This window comes from Polynucleobacter sp. MWH-Creno-3A4 (assembly GCF_018881885.1).
In the GTDB taxonomy this organism is placed as follows: Bacteria; Pseudomonadota; Gammaproteobacteria; order Burkholderiales; family Burkholderiaceae; genus Polynucleobacter.
In genome coordinates, this window is record NZ_JACXSA010000001.1 from 1324881 (window position 1) to 1340199 (window position 15319).

At 47.2% G+C, this 15319-nt stretch carries 12 protein-coding genes and 1 tRNA gene; 8 read left to right on the forward strand and 5 right to left on the reverse strand.

Annotated features, from left to right (window positions below; all coding sequences use genetic code 11):
- The first annotated feature begins 35 nt into the window (after window positions 1-35).
- From IEN92_RS06790 to IEN92_RS06800, 3 genes are read left to right on the forward strand one after another with little or no spacing between them, the layout of a single operon-like run.
- A complete protein-coding gene (locus tag IEN92_RS06790) occupies window positions 36-1283 on the forward strand; it encodes an MFS transporter (RefSeq protein WP_216161831.1) in 1248 nt (415 codons plus the stop codon).
- Between the two features lie 23 nt (window positions 1284-1306).
- Window positions 1307-1990 carry a dienelactone hydrolase family protein gene (locus IEN92_RS06795; protein ID WP_216161834.1) on the forward strand — a complete coding sequence of 228 codons (684 nt, stop codon included), beginning with the start codon at window positions 1307-1309 and terminating at the stop codon, window positions 1988-1990.
- Between the two features lie 23 nt (window positions 1991-2013).
- Window positions 2014-2511, forward strand: a complete 498-nt coding sequence (locus tag IEN92_RS06800; RefSeq protein ID WP_216161837.1) for a hypothetical protein — start codon at window positions 2014-2016, stop codon at window positions 2509-2511.
- Window positions 2512-2524: 13 nt separating this feature from the next.
- Here the strand turns inward: IEN92_RS06800 and IEN92_RS06805 are convergent, their stop codons facing one another.
- On the reverse strand, window positions 2525-3874 hold the full coding sequence (locus IEN92_RS06805; protein WP_216161840.1) for an APC family permease: 1350 nt from the start codon (window positions 3872-3874) through the stop codon (window positions 2525-2527).
- A 21-nt stretch (window positions 3875-3895) separates the two neighbouring features.
- A tRNA-Leu gene (locus tag IEN92_RS06810) sits at window positions 3896-3982 on the reverse strand.
- 157 nt (window positions 3983-4139) lie between these two features.
- On the opposite strand from IEN92_RS06810, the gene rnr reads away from it, so the two are divergent.
- From rnr to IEN92_RS06825, 3 genes are read left to right on the forward strand one after another with little or no spacing between them, the layout of a single operon-like run.
- The gene (rnr, locus tag IEN92_RS06815) at window positions 4140-6527 is read left to right on the forward strand and encodes a ribonuclease R (RefSeq protein WP_216161843.1); all 2388 of its coding nucleotides are present in this window, start codon (window positions 4140-4142) and stop codon (window positions 6525-6527) included.
- A gap of 25 nt (window positions 6528-6552) precedes the next feature.
- Window positions 6553-7308: a 23S rRNA (guanosine(2251)-2'-O)-methyltransferase RlmB gene (rlmB, locus tag IEN92_RS06820; RefSeq protein ID WP_216161846.1), complete on the forward strand. Its 756-nt coding sequence runs from the start codon at window positions 6553-6555 to the stop codon at window positions 7306-7308.
- Between the two features lie 48 nt (window positions 7309-7356).
- Window positions 7357-7542, forward strand: a complete 186-nt coding sequence (locus IEN92_RS06825) for a DUF2892 domain-containing protein (protein ID WP_215376174.1) — start codon at window positions 7357-7359, stop codon at window positions 7540-7542.
- A 23-nt stretch (window positions 7543-7565) separates the two neighbouring features.
- On the opposite strand, the gene tal is transcribed toward IEN92_RS06825, so the two are convergent.
- The gene (tal, locus tag IEN92_RS06830; RefSeq protein ID WP_216161849.1) at window positions 7566-8528 is read right to left on the reverse strand and encodes a transaldolase; all 963 of its coding nucleotides are present in this window, start codon (window positions 8526-8528) and stop codon (window positions 7566-7568) included.
- Window positions 8529-8630: 102 nt separating this feature from the next.
- Between tal and rpiA the strand changes: the two genes are divergently transcribed.
- Window positions 8631-9341 carry a ribose-5-phosphate isomerase RpiA gene (gene rpiA / locus IEN92_RS06835; RefSeq protein ID WP_216161852.1) on the forward strand — a complete coding sequence of 237 codons (711 nt, stop codon included), beginning with the start codon at window positions 8631-8633 and terminating at the stop codon, window positions 9339-9341.
- A gap of 214 nt (window positions 9342-9555) precedes the next feature.
- On the opposite strand, the gene IEN92_RS06840 is transcribed toward rpiA, so the two are convergent.
- Together IEN92_RS06840 and argA are read right to left on the reverse strand one after the other, a co-directional pair.
- Window positions 9556-9828 (reverse strand): oxidative damage protection protein, encoded by a 273-nt coding sequence (locus tag IEN92_RS06840; RefSeq protein WP_062308940.1) that lies wholly within the window; start codon window positions 9826-9828, stop codon window positions 9556-9558.
- A 32-nt stretch (window positions 9829-9860) separates the two neighbouring features.
- Window positions 9861-11225 carry an amino-acid N-acetyltransferase gene (argA, locus tag IEN92_RS06845; RefSeq protein ID WP_216161854.1) on the reverse strand — a complete coding sequence of 455 codons (1365 nt, stop codon included), beginning with the start codon at window positions 11223-11225 and terminating at the stop codon, window positions 9861-9863.
- A gap of 53 nt (window positions 11226-11278) precedes the next feature.
- Between argA and hrpA the strand changes: the two genes are divergently transcribed.
- Complete coding sequence (gene hrpA, locus IEN92_RS06850; RefSeq protein ID WP_216863911.1) at window positions 11279-15286, forward strand: ATP-dependent RNA helicase HrpA; 4008 nt, start codon at window positions 11279-11281, stop codon at window positions 15284-15286.
- Window positions 15287-15319: the final 33 nt, after the last annotated feature.

Sequence of the window (15319 nt, forward strand, 5' to 3'; positions counted from 1 at the left end):
TAATGTCATATTGACCAGTGTGTGTAAAGTAGACCTTGAGCCAGCCTTCCAACCTTTTTGATTCCCCCAAGCGAGAACGTTTTTTTCTCCTAGCTTTAGCGGGAATTCAGTTCACACATATCTTGGATTTCATGATCATGATGCCTTTGGGGCCTCAGTTCATTAAAGCCCTGCCCATCAATACCCATCAGTTTGGACTGTTACTTTCTTCTTATACATTTGCGGCAGCGATAGCAGGGGTATTTGCCACCTACTATATTGATCGTTTTGAGCGTAGAGGACTGTTGTTGCGTCTCTATGTCTGCTTTATCGTGGCGACGGTTGCCTGTGGATTTGCACCAGACTATCACTCACTGTTTATTGCTCGAGCTTGTGCAGGTGCTTTTGGTGGAATCTTAGGATCTCTAGTGCAAACTATTGTGGCAGACTCCATTCCGTTTGAGCGGAGGGGTAAAGCCTTGGGTACGGTCATGGCGGCATTCTCGGTCTCAACGGTTGCAGGTGTGCCACTCAGTTTGTTCTTAGCAAACCATATTCAATTTTTAGGATGGCGCGCCCCCTTTATTTTCATCGGTCTAATCTCCATCATTATTTTGATTGTTGGCTATCGCAATATTCCCAAAATATCTGGACACCTCCATCATATTCACGAAGGCAGTCGCTGGAAGCAAATTTATGACATCGTGATCGCCCATCATCACTTGCGAGCCTTTTTATTCATGGCTTTAATTATGTTGACGGGATTCTCGGTGATTCCCTACATTGCGCTTTATCTCACCTCTAACGTCGGTGTTGCGGATTCTTATATCTCGTTGATTTATCTCTGTGGTGGTGTGGCGACATTAATGAGTTCGAGATACATCGGACATATGGCTGACAAGTATGGCAAGGTCAAAGTGTTTCGATTCTTGGCGATTGTGAGCTTAGCTCCCCTGATCGTGACTACCAATTTAGTTCCGGTGCCTTTGTGGATGGTATTGATTAACTCTACAGCTTTTTTCATCCTGATTTCAGGGCGGATGATCCCCGCGATGGCTATGGTGAGCCAAGTGGTCACCCCTCAAATTCGGGGAACCTTTATGAGTTTGGTGGGTTCAACGCAAATGCTTGCTTCCGGTATTGCTTCTGTAGTGGCGGGCATGATTGTGACGATTCGGCCAGACGGCATGATGGAGCATTACAACCTAGTGGGCTATGGGGCAGCCGTCTGTGGTTTGCTGACATTTTGGCTGGTAGGATATATTCATACTGATGCCAAAATTCCTGCAGAAAATAACGCTTAAGAAAACAGAAATAGGGAGTGCACATGATTCAATTTAAAAGGCCAGATGGTCAATTGCTGGAGGGTTATCTAGTCGAGCCAGCTGGTTCAACTGATGCCCCTGGAGTCGTCGTCATTCAAGAATGGTGGGGCTTAGATGATGAAGTGAAGTCTGTAGCAGATCGTTTAGCTAAAGCAGGTTACCGCGCGCTCGTCCCAGATTTATATCGTGGTAAGTTGGCGCTCGAAGCGAATGAGGCTGAGCATTTGATGGGTGATCTGAACTTTGGAGACGCAGCAGGTCAAGATATTCGTGGCGCAGTTCAATATCTCAAATCGACTGGTAGTAAAAAAGTAGCAGTCACTGGATTTTGTATGGGCGGCGCACTAACCGTACTATCTGCATGCAATGTTCCAGAGTTAGATGGCACGGTAGTTTGGTATGGCTATCCACCGCTAGAGTATGTTGATGCTCAGGCGATTACGAAGCCGATGCTAGCCCATTGGGCCTTGCACGATGATTTTTTCAGCATTTCGGGGGTAGATGCACTCGAGGAAAAACTCCAGCAAGCGGGTATTCATTATGATTTTGAGCGCTATGATGCCAAACACGCTTTTGCTAACCCAAAATCTGATGTGCGAGGCTTGCCGCCTTTGCAATATAACGAAGCGGCAGCAAAGCTAGCTTGGGATAGAACTATGGAGTTCTTGAAGAAGAACCTGACTTAACTAAAAACCAAAGTGAATTTGTTATGCATCTTTTCTCAGAAAATCTCGCCATTGAAGTAGCCAGCTACTATCGCAATATCGTTTTGGGTCACGGCGCTACTCCAAAGGTATTTACGATGGTTAATGGCGATGGCGATCAGTATTTATTCTTTATTGATGATTTGCAGATGGAGAGGGTCGACGAAGATCAGTTTTTAGCCTATATCGTGCAACAGCATGATGCACTCACTTATGCTCGGGGAACTTTGGTTATTGTCGATCAGTCCCAGCAATTTATTGAGTTTGCAGTGGTAGATAAGGATGATCAGCAGGCGATTATTTGCTCCGCAGAGCTCACGCGAGATCTGGAGGATAAGCCTATTGCGTTGTCAGAGTTTGAGAAGACTTTAGTAAAAAGAGAGTCCATTGTTTTTGGACATCTTTATGATCCTGTAAAGCTTTCAGACGAAAAAACCGAGGATTATGAAAGTCTTTGGGAAGAAATGAAAGCCAAGATCTTGCATCGCTCAATGGCGATTTAAAAAAGGCTTGGATTTAATCCAACTTGTGTTTTAGATAACTTCTAGAAAGTGCCTCAAGGCCAAAAGATCCAAAGAGGGCTAAGGCCAATGCGATTGCGCTACCAGGGGCGCTCTCGACCACGTTAATAAATAGCGTAGTAAACAAGCTGAGGTTCACCACAATCGCAGTCCATAAGGGCCAAAGTTTGGCGCCCGTTTGCTTCCGTACCTTGATGTGGCCATAAGTAATGGCTGCATAAACCAATAAGAAGGCTAGACTAGCCATCTTGCCAACTACATCCAATGGAAATGCTAGCACTAAGGCAATCACAATGAATGAAGAAACGCTTAAAGCACGGATTTGTGTTTTTAAAACAGCCCCACCCAGAATCTTGGAGATCGAGCTTTTTCTGGCCATGTCTGCGGCAATATTCGATGCTGCAAAAATCGTGGCATTGAGTGCTGCTGCACAAGCTAAAAGTGCAGAGGCGGCGATGATGCTAAAGCCCAGCTTTCCAGCAACCATTTGAGCGGCATCAGCTAGTACATGCCCATTAAATTGGAGCATTTGTACTGGACTCATTAACAGCACTACGGCGGTGCTCACCAATACATAGGCTATTGTTACTAAGATGAGTGCCGAGAACATCGCTAATGGCAGTTCTTTTTGCGGCTCACGCATTGCATTAGAGGAGTTGGTTACCACTCCGAAGCCCTGGTAGTTGATATAGAGGATCCCAGTAGCAATAGCGATGCCATTCATAGACCAGCCAGACGCCTCAAAGTTGCTGACATTGGCAATATGAATGCCACCAGCAGAAAACAGAAGCAGGGCGATGGTGACAAAACCGATTGCAATGGTTTCAGCTTTACCAACAATATCGGTGCCCAGTAGATTGATTCCCGCACACAGCACAACAATGACTGCACCTATGATTTTGACTTCGAATGCTGAGAGATTTCCGCCGGAAATGGTGTTGGCGTATTCAGAAAATCCACAAGCATACAGTGCTGCTGCAATCAGATAAGCAATATATTGAAATGAGTTGAGCCCCCCTGAAATCAGTCCATCGCCAAAGCTCATTACGGTAAAAGTAGCTGCTCCGCCGCTACTCGGAAAGGTGGCACCCAATTTGGCATAAGAGTAGACCGAGAAAGAGGCTGCAATTGCTCCCAATAAGAAGGCGAGTGGTACATGAGTACCAGCATGTGCACTAGCGGTGCCAAGCAAAGAAAAGAGACCAGCGCCCATCATCCCGCCTATTCCTAGGGCGGTAGCAGAAAAAAGGCTAATTTCTTTACCCTTAGTACTGGTTTTCTTTAAAAGGCTGGAGTTCAAGGTTTCTTGCTTAGCTAGGGTTGCATTTGCTTCATTTAACCCCATATAGGGTCTATGGAGAGTGTTTGGTGCCCAGGAAGGGACTCGAACCCCCACAACCTTACGATCGCCAGCACCTGAAGCTGGTGCGTCTACCAATTTCGCCACCTGGGCATGCCTCTATTATAGGGGGATGGGCGTTTTTAGGCTTTTTGAACCCCATTTTGGCTTTTTCAGATTGGTCTTAGTGGTTTGATACAGTAGGCCTATTCATAACAAAAATAGATATCAACAGATATATAGTAAGGGCATGTATTGCCGAAGGAATTAAATGCGTAAAGCAAAAGACTTGGTGCCGCGAGAGGCTGATCGTTTAGGAACAGTCCAGGGTCACCGAGATGGATTTGGTTTTGTAATTCCCGACGATGGTGGGGAAGATATTTTTCTCTCTGAACGAGAGATGTCCCGTGTAATGCACGGCGATAGAGTGAACGTCAAAGTATTAGGAACAGATCGACGTGGTCGTCCTGAAGGGCAAATTGTTGAAGTCGTTCTGCACGCGAATAAGGTAGTCATTGGCCGTCTCTTGAATGAAAACGGTGTCTTGATTGTTGCGCCAGAAGATAACCGCATTGGTCATGACATTTTGATTCCGCCAAAAGGACAGGGACAAGCAAAATTAGGTCAGGTAGTTAGCGTAGAAATTATTGACTATCCAGATAGCTATCGCCAAGCGGTTGGCCGCGTGGTTGAGGTCTTGGGCGAGATTGATGACCCTGGGATGGAGATCGAAATCGCTGTACGCAAGTATGGTGTGCCACATGAGTTCTCAGCTGCTGCTATGAAAGAAGCTGCAGCGCTTCCCGATACAGTTCAGCAGGCCGATTTAGAGGGTCGAGTAGATTTACGGGACATTCCATTGGTCACCATTGATGGTGCTGATGCGAGAGACTTCGATGATGCGGTATATTGCGAACCCATCATGTATGGCAAAACTAAAGCCTGGCGTTTGATTGTTGCCATTGCCGACGTTTCCCATTACGTCAAACCTGGACATCCCTTGGATGACGAAGGCTTGCTCCGGGCAACCTCAGTCTACTTCCCAAGACGTGTCATTCCGATGCTCCCAGAGAAGATCTCTAATGGCTTGTGCTCGCTCAATCCTGATGTAGATCGTCTTTGTATGGTCTGTGACTCCGTAGTAGATAACAACGGTACAGTCTTGGCCTACCAGTTTTATCCAGCAGTGATGCATTCTGCACAACGCTTTACCTATGACATCGTTTGGGAAATTCTCTCAAATAGTAAAGGGCCTGAAGCAGCGCGTTTTGCGCAATTCCGTCCCTTATTGGGCAATCTCTACTCTTTATTTAAGATTCTCCTGGCTGCACGCGAGCGACGTGGCGCAATTGAATTCGAGACGACTGAGACCCAAATCATTAGTAATGAGCTGGGCAAGATTCTGCGTATCGAACCACGCTTGCGCAATGATGCTCACCGTTTAATTGAAGAGTGCATGCTAACGGCGAACGTCTGTGCTGCCGACTTCATTGAGAAGAATAAACATCTGAGTCTTTACCGTGTACACGGTGAGCCCTCCGAAGAGAAGTTGGTGACTTTGCGTCAGGTGCTGAGAACCTCTGGTTTGTCACTAGGCGGTGGCGAGAAACCTAAGCCACGCGATTTTGCAAAATTGATGCGTGAAATTAAAGATCGTCCTGACGCTAATATGTTGCAATCTGTAGTATTGCGCTCCATGCAACAAGCGATGTATCAGCCCGATAATGAAGGCCACTTTGGCTTGGCTTATCCAGCGTATTCTCATTTCACAAGTCCGATTCGCAGATATCCTGACTTGCTGACCCATCGCGTGATCAAGTCCATCTTGCAAAAGAAGCCTTACGCTCCCGTTATTCCGCCGAACGTGCCATTGAATTTGACACTGCCACGTAAAGGTAAGGGTCGTGAGAATGCAGTCAATGCCAAGAAATCCCAAAATGATGCCAAGGCTGTCCCAAGCAAAGGCGTTAGAACGCCGAAGGGCGGTAATGCTGCCTTACCTATTTGGGGTCAGTTAGGAGTCCATTGCTCATCCAATGAGCGCCGTGCTGATGAGGCATCGCGAGATGTTGAAGCTTGGCTCAAGTGCTATTACATGCGTGACCATCTTGGTCAAGAATATGCAGGATCAGTAACTAGCGTTGCCAACTTTGGATTGTTCATTCAGCTGGAAAACCTATTTGTTGAGGGTATGGTCCATGTCACCGAACTTGGTGGAGATTACTTCCAATACGATGAGGCACGTCAAGAGTTGCGCGGTGAACGCACTGGTATTCGTTATCGCTTAGGCGATCGCCTGCATGTATTGGTGAGCCGTGTCGACCTAGATGCCCGTAAGATCGAATTTAGTCTAGTTAAATCTATTGGGGCTGATGCGAGTGGCGCCTCTAATCGCCGTCAATTGCTCTTAGCGGCTGATACTGGCAGACCTAATAAAAAAGCGGCATCTAAAAAGACTCGCCCTGCGAATAAGACTCCACAAAAGCCCAGCGGCATTAATGTGAATGCTGCTAAGTCTGCTGGAACACTGAGTGCCACCCAATCGAAGAGCAAGGCTAGTCGCAAGAACGGCAAAGGCAATAAGCCCGGTAGAACGCCAGGAAAGGCCGCTGGAAATAAGCCTCCAGTGCGCAATACCCGAGCGGCTCGTCGTAAATAAGAACAGTAGAGAATAAGCACATCAGATGAAACAAATATTGGTTGGCTTTCATGCGGTACAAGCGCGCTTACGCGTTGACCCAGATAGTCTTAAGGCGGTCTATTTTGACCCTAGTCGTCGTGATCGACGTATGGGCGATTTTTTAAAACAAGCAGAAGAAATCTTAGGTGAGCGTTTGCATGCAGCAGATGCAGAGCGTTTACATAAATTGACTGGTCATGATCGCCACCAAGGCGTCGTTGCCTTAGCTGAAAAGATGACCATTGCTCGCACCATTACAGAAGTGGTGGAGGATGTCGAGGAAGCGCAGCAAAAGCCACTCTTCTTGGTTTTGGATGGCGTTACCGATCCCCATAATTTTGGCGCCTGTTTGCGTGTAGCCGATGGTGCTGGTGTCAATGCAGTGGTGATTCCTAAAGATCGTTCAGCATCAATCAACGCTACCGTCAGCAAAGTCTCTAGTGGCGCATCTGAAGTGATGCCCGTGATTACCGTAACCAATCTCGTTCGGAGCATGAAAGAAATGCAAGAAGCGGGTGTTTGGTTAATTGGCACTGATGATGAAGCTGAAAAATCGATCTACGATATTGATCTGACAGGCCCGATTGCGATCGTGATGGGCGCTGAAGGTGAAGGCATGCGCCGCCTCACTAAAGAGACCTGTGATGAACTTGTCCGTATCCCGATGCAGGGAGTGGTGGAGAGTTTGAATGTATCGGTGGCTAGTGGTGTATGTCTCTATGAGACATTAAGACAACGTCTTGCTAAAACCAAAAAATAAGCCTAAGCTGAATTTAGTACTTACTAAATACATACTTAAGGGGTTGATATGAAATGCAATATTGGTCACACTGAACGCGTTCTACGGATGACAGTTGGCGTTACCCTAATGGGTTTAGCTGGATTTGGGATTACTGGCCCTTGGGCTTGGATTGGAATTATTCCGCTATTGACTGGAATGATTGGCAATTGCCCCCTTTATAGTTTGATTGGTATCAGCACTGCCAAAAAATAAGTAGTTCTAGCAATGGCAAGGCTCTACGCAAGTAGGGCTTCTAGTTTTTCTGTGTCGATACAGAAATTACGAATACCTTCAGCCAATTTCTCGGTGGCCATTGCATCATTATTCAGTTGTAAGCGGAAGCTCGACTCATCTAGCTTTAATGGGGTGATCTGCGCATTCAAAGCGCTAGTGGCATCCAATTTCTTGCTAACGCTAGCAGTATTCGCGCTCAACTCTGCCAATAGCTCTGGGCTAATAGTTAGTAGGTCACAGCCTGCTAGTTCAAGGATCTGGCTGGTATTGCGAAAACTCGCACCCATGATTTCAGTAGCAATGCCAAAGTGTTTGTAGTATTGGTAAATGCGTTTGACAGAAGTCACACCAGGATCATTGGCGCCGCCATGATTGGCATCACTCCAGCTAGTACCAAGCTTTGCTTTATTCCAATCGGTAATGCGACCGACAAATGGAGAAATCAATTTGGCATTGGCAGCGCCGCACGCGGCAGCTTGCACTAAAGAGAAGAGCAGGGTCATATTGCAATGAATACCGGCAGACTCTAATTCTTTTGCGGCAGCAATGCCTTCCCAAGTGCCAGCTAACTTGATCAAAATCCGCTTGCGATCAATGCCATGAGATTCGTACAGGGAAATGAGGTGTTTCGCTTTAGCGACTGTTGCCTTTGTATCAAAGGAAAGACGTGCATCGACTTCAGTAGAAACGCGGCCAGGAACAATTTTTAGAATCTCTAAACCAAACGCTACCAAGATATAGTCCACTAGGTCTGTCGGACTCATGCCTGGGTGTGCAGCCTTAACGGAGTTCACCAAAGATTGGTAATTGCTTTGCTGTGCCGCCTTGAGAATAAGGGATGGATTGGTCGTGGCATCTTGCGGCTGAAACTCTTGCATGCGCTCAAAGTCACCTGTATCTGCTACAACGGTCGTGAATTTCTTGAGCTGCTCAAGTTGACTGGATGCAAGGGCGGTGCTATTCATGGCTTATGGGTCTAAAAGAAGTCTGCTTTGGAAGGTTTCTGATGAATATCATATGATAGATGCATTCATTACTCAGTTCTAGTAAAGGCGTTTGGCGGACACATGACTCAGGATCAATTAAAGCAAATGGTGGGTGAAGCAGCTCGGGATGAGGTTCTCAAGCTGGCTGCTGGACAAATTTTAGGTGTGGGTACTGGCTCAACTGCCAACTTCTTCATTGATGCCTTAGCCCCCCACAAAGATCATTTTGCAGGTACGGTTTCCAGTTCGAATGCCACTACTGAGCGACTGCTCAAGCATGGCTTCAAAGTGCTAGATCCCAATGATGTCGTCAGCCTTCCAGCTTATGTTGATGGCGCCGATGAAATCGATCCTGCTGGCCACATGATCAAAGGGGGCGGTGGGGCGCTGACTCGAGAAAAGATCATTGCCTCCATGGCTAAGCAATTTATTTGTATTTGCGATTCCTCTAAGCAAGTGCCGGTACTCGGTAACTTCGCGCTTCCAGTAGAAATCATTCCTTTGGCAAAGGGTGTGGTTGCTAGAGAGCTGGAAAAGCTTGGCGGTAAAGTAACCTTGCGCCCAGCCAAAAGTATTCGGGCTGATCTCCAACAAACCCCTAGTGAGCCCTTTGTGACAGATAACGGTGGTTGGATTTTGGATATTGCTGGATTGAAGATTAGCGACCCTATTGCTTTAGAAGCTCAAATCAATCAAATTGCAGGCGTGATCACGGTTGGACTCTTTGCCAAAGAAAAAGCGGACATCTTGTTGGTCAGCAATACCTCTGGCGTGGAAAGAATCGTCCTCTAGAAAGTAAAAAACCCGACGGGGTATGCCCATCGGGTTGTTTGCCATGGTTTGCATGGCGCAGGCACTCGGAAGGTATTTAGTTCCTTAGCCTATAAGCACATAGATGTGCTTATTCTTAAATGGCTTTCGCCAATGTGGCGGGGCACTCAAACTGCCTCACCACAATTACATCCTATGCCTGTGTTTTGACTGTGTCAACACTCCAGATCAAGATTTACTCAGCTGGTGGAACGTAACCCTGTGCCATATCTGCACCACCCTCAAAGAAGTATTTCTCGACCTGCTTCAGAAGGTACTGGCGAGCACGGGGATCGGCCATATTGAGGCGATTTTCGTTAATTAACATGGTTTGCTGCTTTAACCAGGCAGCCCAAGCTTCTTTAGAAACTTGATTCCAAATCTTTTTGCCAAGCTCGCCAGGAAGCGGAGCAAAATCCATTCCTTCAGCCTCTTTGTTGAGCTTGATGCATTGAACCATGCGTGCCATCTGTAATGCCTTTCTGAATAATTACTTTTTACTTATAAATCTTTAGTTAAGACCATGGACTTGCGGTCCCAGTTGTAAATTTGCTTTCTTTCTTCAGGTAAGTCATCTACCGTTGCCCTCTTAAAGCCACGCTTTAAGAACCAATGTTCTGTTCTCGTGGTGAGTACAAACAATTTTTTAATACCTTCTTGTTTGGCGCGCATTTCAATACGCTTTAATAAACGTTCGCCGTCACCGGATCCTTGAACATCTGGATCGACTGCTAGGCAAGCCAATTCACCAACACCATTGGGGAAGGGAAAGAGGGCTGCGCAACCGAAGAGTACGCGGTCATGCTCAATCACTGAAAAGCGCTGAATATCCCGTTCAATCACATCTTGCCCACGGGCCGCTAAGATGCCTTCCTCTTCTAGTGGCATCGTTAATTGCAAGATGCCGCCAACGTCGTCTTGGTTGGCCTCGCGCAAGTTTTCAATATCGGAAGAGGCCAGCATCATGCCAATACCATCATGGGTAAAGAGCTCTTCCAGTAGAGCACCATCTTGATTGCAAGGCAGGAAATGAACACGGCTCACCCCAGCCCGTATCGCACGGCCCGAGATATTAAGCAGACTCTTCATGCTAACGCCAATATCTTTATGCTCATGCATATAGTCTTGCAACTGCGGTAAGGACAGCTCAGTAATGAGATCGCCTTCCTGATCGTGAAGCCCTTCAAATTGACTTAAGAAAATCAACTTATCAGCCTTCAGTGCAGCAGCAGTGGAAGCAGCCACATCTTCATAGGCGAGATTAAATGCTTGACCCGTTGGTGAAAAACCTAAAGGAGAAAGCAAAACAATCTTATTGCTATCTAACGATAACTTGATAGAAGTGGAATCCACCTTACGTACTAGACCTGTGTGAATATAGTCAACACCTTCGACCACGCCGACTGGCATCGCAGTGATGAAGTTTCCTGAGATCACAGAAATGCGAGAGCCAGCCATCGGGGTATTGGGTAAGCCACGACTAAATGCCGCTTCGATATCCAGACGTAATTCACCGGCAGCTTCTTTAACGCACTCTAGTGCTGCCGCATCCGTAATGCGATAACTGTTTATTGAACTCTTACCAAACTTGCTCTTAATCTTGCGCAACATCAGTTGCTCTTCGATTTGAGGGCGGATACCGTGAACCAGGACGATACGCATACCCATGGCATGCAACATCGCGATGTCCTCAATGAGGTTCTCAAGACCCGCTTCTTGAACTAACTCACCCGCGAAGGCAATGACAAAAGTCTTTTCGCGGAAGCTATGAATGTAAGGGGCAACGTCGCGTAACCATCCTACAAATGGGAAGTTGGAGGTAGATTCAGTGGCGCTGAGCGCCTGGTTCGGTGCATTTGTTGGCATAGTGAGAAAATTATAGGGTGCAAGAGCCTATAAACCAACAAAAACCCAAAGCAATGCCAAAGCCTGTGCCTGCTTCCAACACCCAGCGTAGGCTGGAAATCCGCTTTCCAGAGGAGTTGCCGGTATCGGGTCAGCGTCAGCTGATCAAGGATGCCTTGCTGAGCCATCAGGTGGTCATTGTGTGCGGTGAAACAGGCTCAGGTAAGACCACGCAATTGCCAAAGATCTGTTTAGACCTGGGTAGGGGGACTATCAATGGTGGCAAATTGATCGGCCATACCCAACCCCGCCGAATTGCAGCGACTGCCACAGCCAAACGCATTGCCCAAGAACTGGGCTCACCCATCGGTCAGGATGTAGGCTATCAAGTGCGGTTTGCAGACAAGACTAGCAATACGGCTTCAGTCAAGTTGATGACGGACGGCATCTTGTTGGCCGAGACACAGCGCGATCCTCAGCTTCGCGCCTATGACACTCTTATCATCGATGAGGCCCATGAACGTAGCCTGAACATTGATTTTCTGCTGGGGTATCTACGGCAATTACTGACCAAGCGGCCAGATCTCAAGCTGATCATTACCTCAGCCACCATTGATGCCCAGCGTTTTGCAGAACACTTTGCAATCAACGGCACTGTAGCGCCAGTCATTGAGGTCAGCGGTCGACTCTTTCCAGTCGAGCAGCGATATGCACCGCTAGAGCCTGATGCGAATTCAACTGGTAAGCCAGATGGTAAAAAAGAATCTAAAGTTGCCAAGGAAATTCCTGAGGCGGTTACTGAAGCAATTACTCATCTCTGGCAAGAAGGGGCTAGTGGGGCTGGCGATGTCTTAGTCTTTCTACCAGGTGAGCGTGAGATTCGGGACTGTGCAGAAGCTCTGCGTAAAGACCACACTCTCCAGCAACGCTTTCATCCAGAGATTCTGAGTTTATTTGCGCGCCAATCTGTTGCTGAGCAAGAGCGGGTATTTAATCCAGGTAATGGACGCCGCATCATCCTGACCACTAACGTTGCTGAAACATCCTTAACCGTCCCCAATATTCGTTATGTAATTGATAGTGGCTTGGCGAGAGTCAAGCGCTACTCTTACCGTAATAAGGTAGAGCAATTACAGATTGAGCCGATTTCACAAGCAGCTGCTAATCAGAGAGCAGGGCGCTGTGGACGTGTCTCTGATGGTATTTGCATCCGCTTATATAGCGAGCTGGATTATCAAAGCCGTCCTAAATTTACCGATCCTGAAATTTTGCGCAGTTCTCTAGCAGCAGTCTTGCTGCGCATGAGCTCACTGCGCTTACCAAAGATTCAGCATTTCCCTTTCATTGATAAGCCGCTTGGCAGGGCTATTACTGATGGCATACAACTATTAGATGAATTGGGTGCGATTGAATATGATGAGAAGGACCAAGTTGATGGCAAGGATCTGAACAATAGTTTCAAACTCACTCCGATTGGAAAGCAATTAGCTGATTTACCACTAGATCCTCGCATTGGCAGAATGCTTCTTGCTGCCAAAGAACAAAATGCCTTAAAAGAAGTCACCATTATTGCCTCCGCATTGGCCACCCAAGATCCCCGTGAGCGACCAATGGATCAAGGTGCAGCAGCAGATCAAGCGCATTTGCAGTTCGCCGATGAACGCTCTGAGTTCTTGAGTTTTGTGAAGCTCTGGAACTGGTACCAAGATGCTTTGCAACACAAGCACAGCAATCGCCAATTAGAAAATTTATGCAGAAGCAAGTTCTTATCTCCCCGACGTCTTCGTGAATGGCGTGATGTCCATGGTCAGTTGCATACCATGCTCGGTGAGAAGGGCTGGAAAGAAAATGGCCTGCCTGCTACCTATGAGCAAGTTCACTTGTCATTGCTGACAGGTTTGCTTGGTTATGTTGCTAAAAAAGAGGAAGACGAAAAGTCTCAAGATCGCAATAGCAAGACTGGTGGGTATGTCGGAGCCCGTGGCATTCGGCCATTCATCTGGCCTGGCTCCACCATTGGGAAAAAGGCAGGTGCCTGGATTTTGGCTGGTGAATTGCAAGAGACAAACCGAATGTATGCTCGCACGATTGCAAAGATTGAGCCGCAATGGGTTGAGAAAGTCGCCGCCCATCGCCTGATTAAATCGTTAAGCGATCCATTTTGGGATAACCGTCAGGGTGAAGTGCTGGTGTTTGAGCGGGGAACCCTATATGGTTTGCCAATCTACCATGGTCGCAGAGTTCGCTATGAGCCGCACAATTTTTCAGAGGCACGTGAGTTATTTATTGGACAGGCCTTAGTTCAAGAAGAACTGTTTTGTCGCATGGAATCGCCAGCGCTACAGCGAGAAATTGAAGCGGATGCCAAGAGAAAATATCCTGGGCAATTTGGTTTCTTCTGGCACAACTGCCGTTTGATTAAAGAAATTGAAGCGCTAGAGCATCGCTCACGTCGTCCCGATGTTTTGGTCGATGATGATTTGCTGTTTGCTTTTTATGAATCTCGCCTACCTAAAACGATTTGTAATCGGGAGGGCCTCAAAGCATGGCTGCAAAAAGAACCTGAACTTGATACCCAGCTTAGACTGGAAAAAGCAGACTTAATGCGGCATGAGGCTGCAGGTATTACCGTAGATCGTTATCCCAAGAAGCTTCTGGTGGGTGGGGCAGAACTCAACCTGACTTATCACTTTGAGCCTGGTAGCCCCAAGGATGGCGTGACTTTGGTGGTGCCGCTCACACAACTCAATCAAGTCGATGGCCGCCGCTGTGAATGGTTGGTGCCAGGTATGTGTGAAGAAAAGGTATTGCTACTACTCAAATCTCTTCCTCAGAAGCTGCGCCGTCATTGTGTTCCATTGCCTGACTATGCCAAGTCATTTTTAGAGCGTACATTAGATGCCAAGCAATTTGGAGTTGGTGACTTTCTGGATAGTCTCATCAGTGATATTCGTAAAGAACGTGGACTGGAGATTAAGCGCACAGACTTTAGACCAGAATCCTTGCCGCTGCATTCCGCAATGAACTTTCGTTTGGTTGATGAACATGGACGACAGCTAGAAGTGGAGCGTAACCTTGCACGCCTTCGCTCAGAGTATGGCGAAACTGCTCGCAGTGCTTTTCAGGCGATTGCACAAGAGACGGCGCAGACAGAGTTAGGGGTAGATGCGCCTAAAGTAAGCGCCAATGCGGATGCAAAAGCCCGCTCAGTAGAGCAATCAGGCTATCGCTCTTGGGAATTTGGCGAGCTTCCTGAAACCCTTGAGATCCAAAAGGGGAACAAGACCCTATTTGGCTATCCGGCCTTGGTGGATCGGGGGGATTACTGTGACCTAGAGGTGTTTGATGATTTAGTCGAGGCCAGAAAGCAGCACCAGCAAGGATTGCGCAGATTATTTTCACTAAGTAATAAAGACACGCTCAAGGCACTGCAAAAACAATTGCCTGGTATTCGGGAGCTAGGATTGCTCTTTATTAATATTGGCTCAGTCGATGGCTTGATCGAACAAATTATTCATCTTGCAATTGAGCGGGCTTTCATGATCGATCCTCTGCCTGTGAATGCTGAGCAATTTGCAGAGCGCTTACAGGCCGGTAAGCCACGCTTAGCGCTCATTGCACAAGAGATTTCTAAACATGCCTTAGCTGCGCTTCAGGCCTATGCTGATTTGCAGAAGAAGATTGCTAGTGCTAAAGCAGCATCTCCAACTGCCTACGCTGATATTCAAACGCAACTCCAGGGTTTAATCTTTGCCAAGTTTGTAGCACAGACTCCCTATGCTCAGCTTGTGCACATCCCCCGTTATTTAAAAGCCATCGCACTCAGAATTGATAAGTTGCGCTCCAACCCGACTCGTGATGTCCAGTGCCAAAAGGATTGGGAATCGGTTGCAAGACCATGGCAAAAGTTGCTTCAGGGCAGCAAGGGTTCAGCAGCCTATGCCATGAATGAAGACCCTGCGCTACAAGATTTTCGTTGGCAACTCGAAGAGTTGAGGGTGGCGCTCTATGCTCAGGAGCTCAAAACCCCAACGCCAATGTCTTTAAAGCGCTTGGAAAAGGTTCTGGCTAGCTTGCGCTAGGTCAAATCGAGTTAAACGGAGGGGCATTAAAAC

Coding starts and splice junctions, on each gene's coding strand:
- IEN92_RS06795 (WP_216161834.1), top strand. CDS start 1,307: ATGATTCAATTTAAAAGGCCAGATGGTCAATTGCTGGAGGGTTATCTA.
- IEN92_RS06800 (WP_216161837.1), top strand. CDS start 2,014: ATGCATCTTTTCTCAGAAAATCTCGCCATTGAAGTAGCCAGCTACTAT.
- IEN92_RS06805 (WP_216161840.1), bottom strand. CDS start 3,874: ATGGGGTTAAATGAAGCAAATGCAACCCTAGCTAAGCAAGAAACCTTG.
- rnr (WP_216161843.1), top strand. CDS start 4,140: ATGCGTAAAGCAAAAGACTTGGTGCCGCGAGAGGCTGATCGTTTAGGA.
- rlmB (WP_216161846.1), top strand. CDS start 6,553: ATGAAACAAATATTGGTTGGCTTTCATGCGGTACAAGCGCGCTTACGC.
- IEN92_RS06825 (WP_215376174.1), top strand. CDS start 7,357: ATGAAATGCAATATTGGTCACACTGAACGCGTTCTACGGATGACAGTT.
- tal (WP_216161849.1), bottom strand. CDS start 8,528: ATGAATAGCACCGCCCTTGCATCCAGTCAACTTGAGCAGCTCAAGAAA.
- rpiA (WP_216161852.1), top strand. CDS start 8,631: ATGACTCAGGATCAATTAAAGCAAATGGTGGGTGAAGCAGCTCGGGAT.
- IEN92_RS06840 (WP_062308940.1), bottom strand. CDS start 9,828: ATGGCACGCATGGTTCAATGCATCAAGCTCAACAAAGAGGCTGAAGGA.
- argA (WP_216161854.1), bottom strand. CDS start 11,225: ATGCCAACAAATGCACCGAACCAGGCGCTCAGCGCCACTGAATCTACC.
- hrpA (WP_216863911.1), top strand. CDS start 11,279: ATGCCAAAGCCTGTGCCTGCTTCCAACACCCAGCGTAGGCTGGAAATC.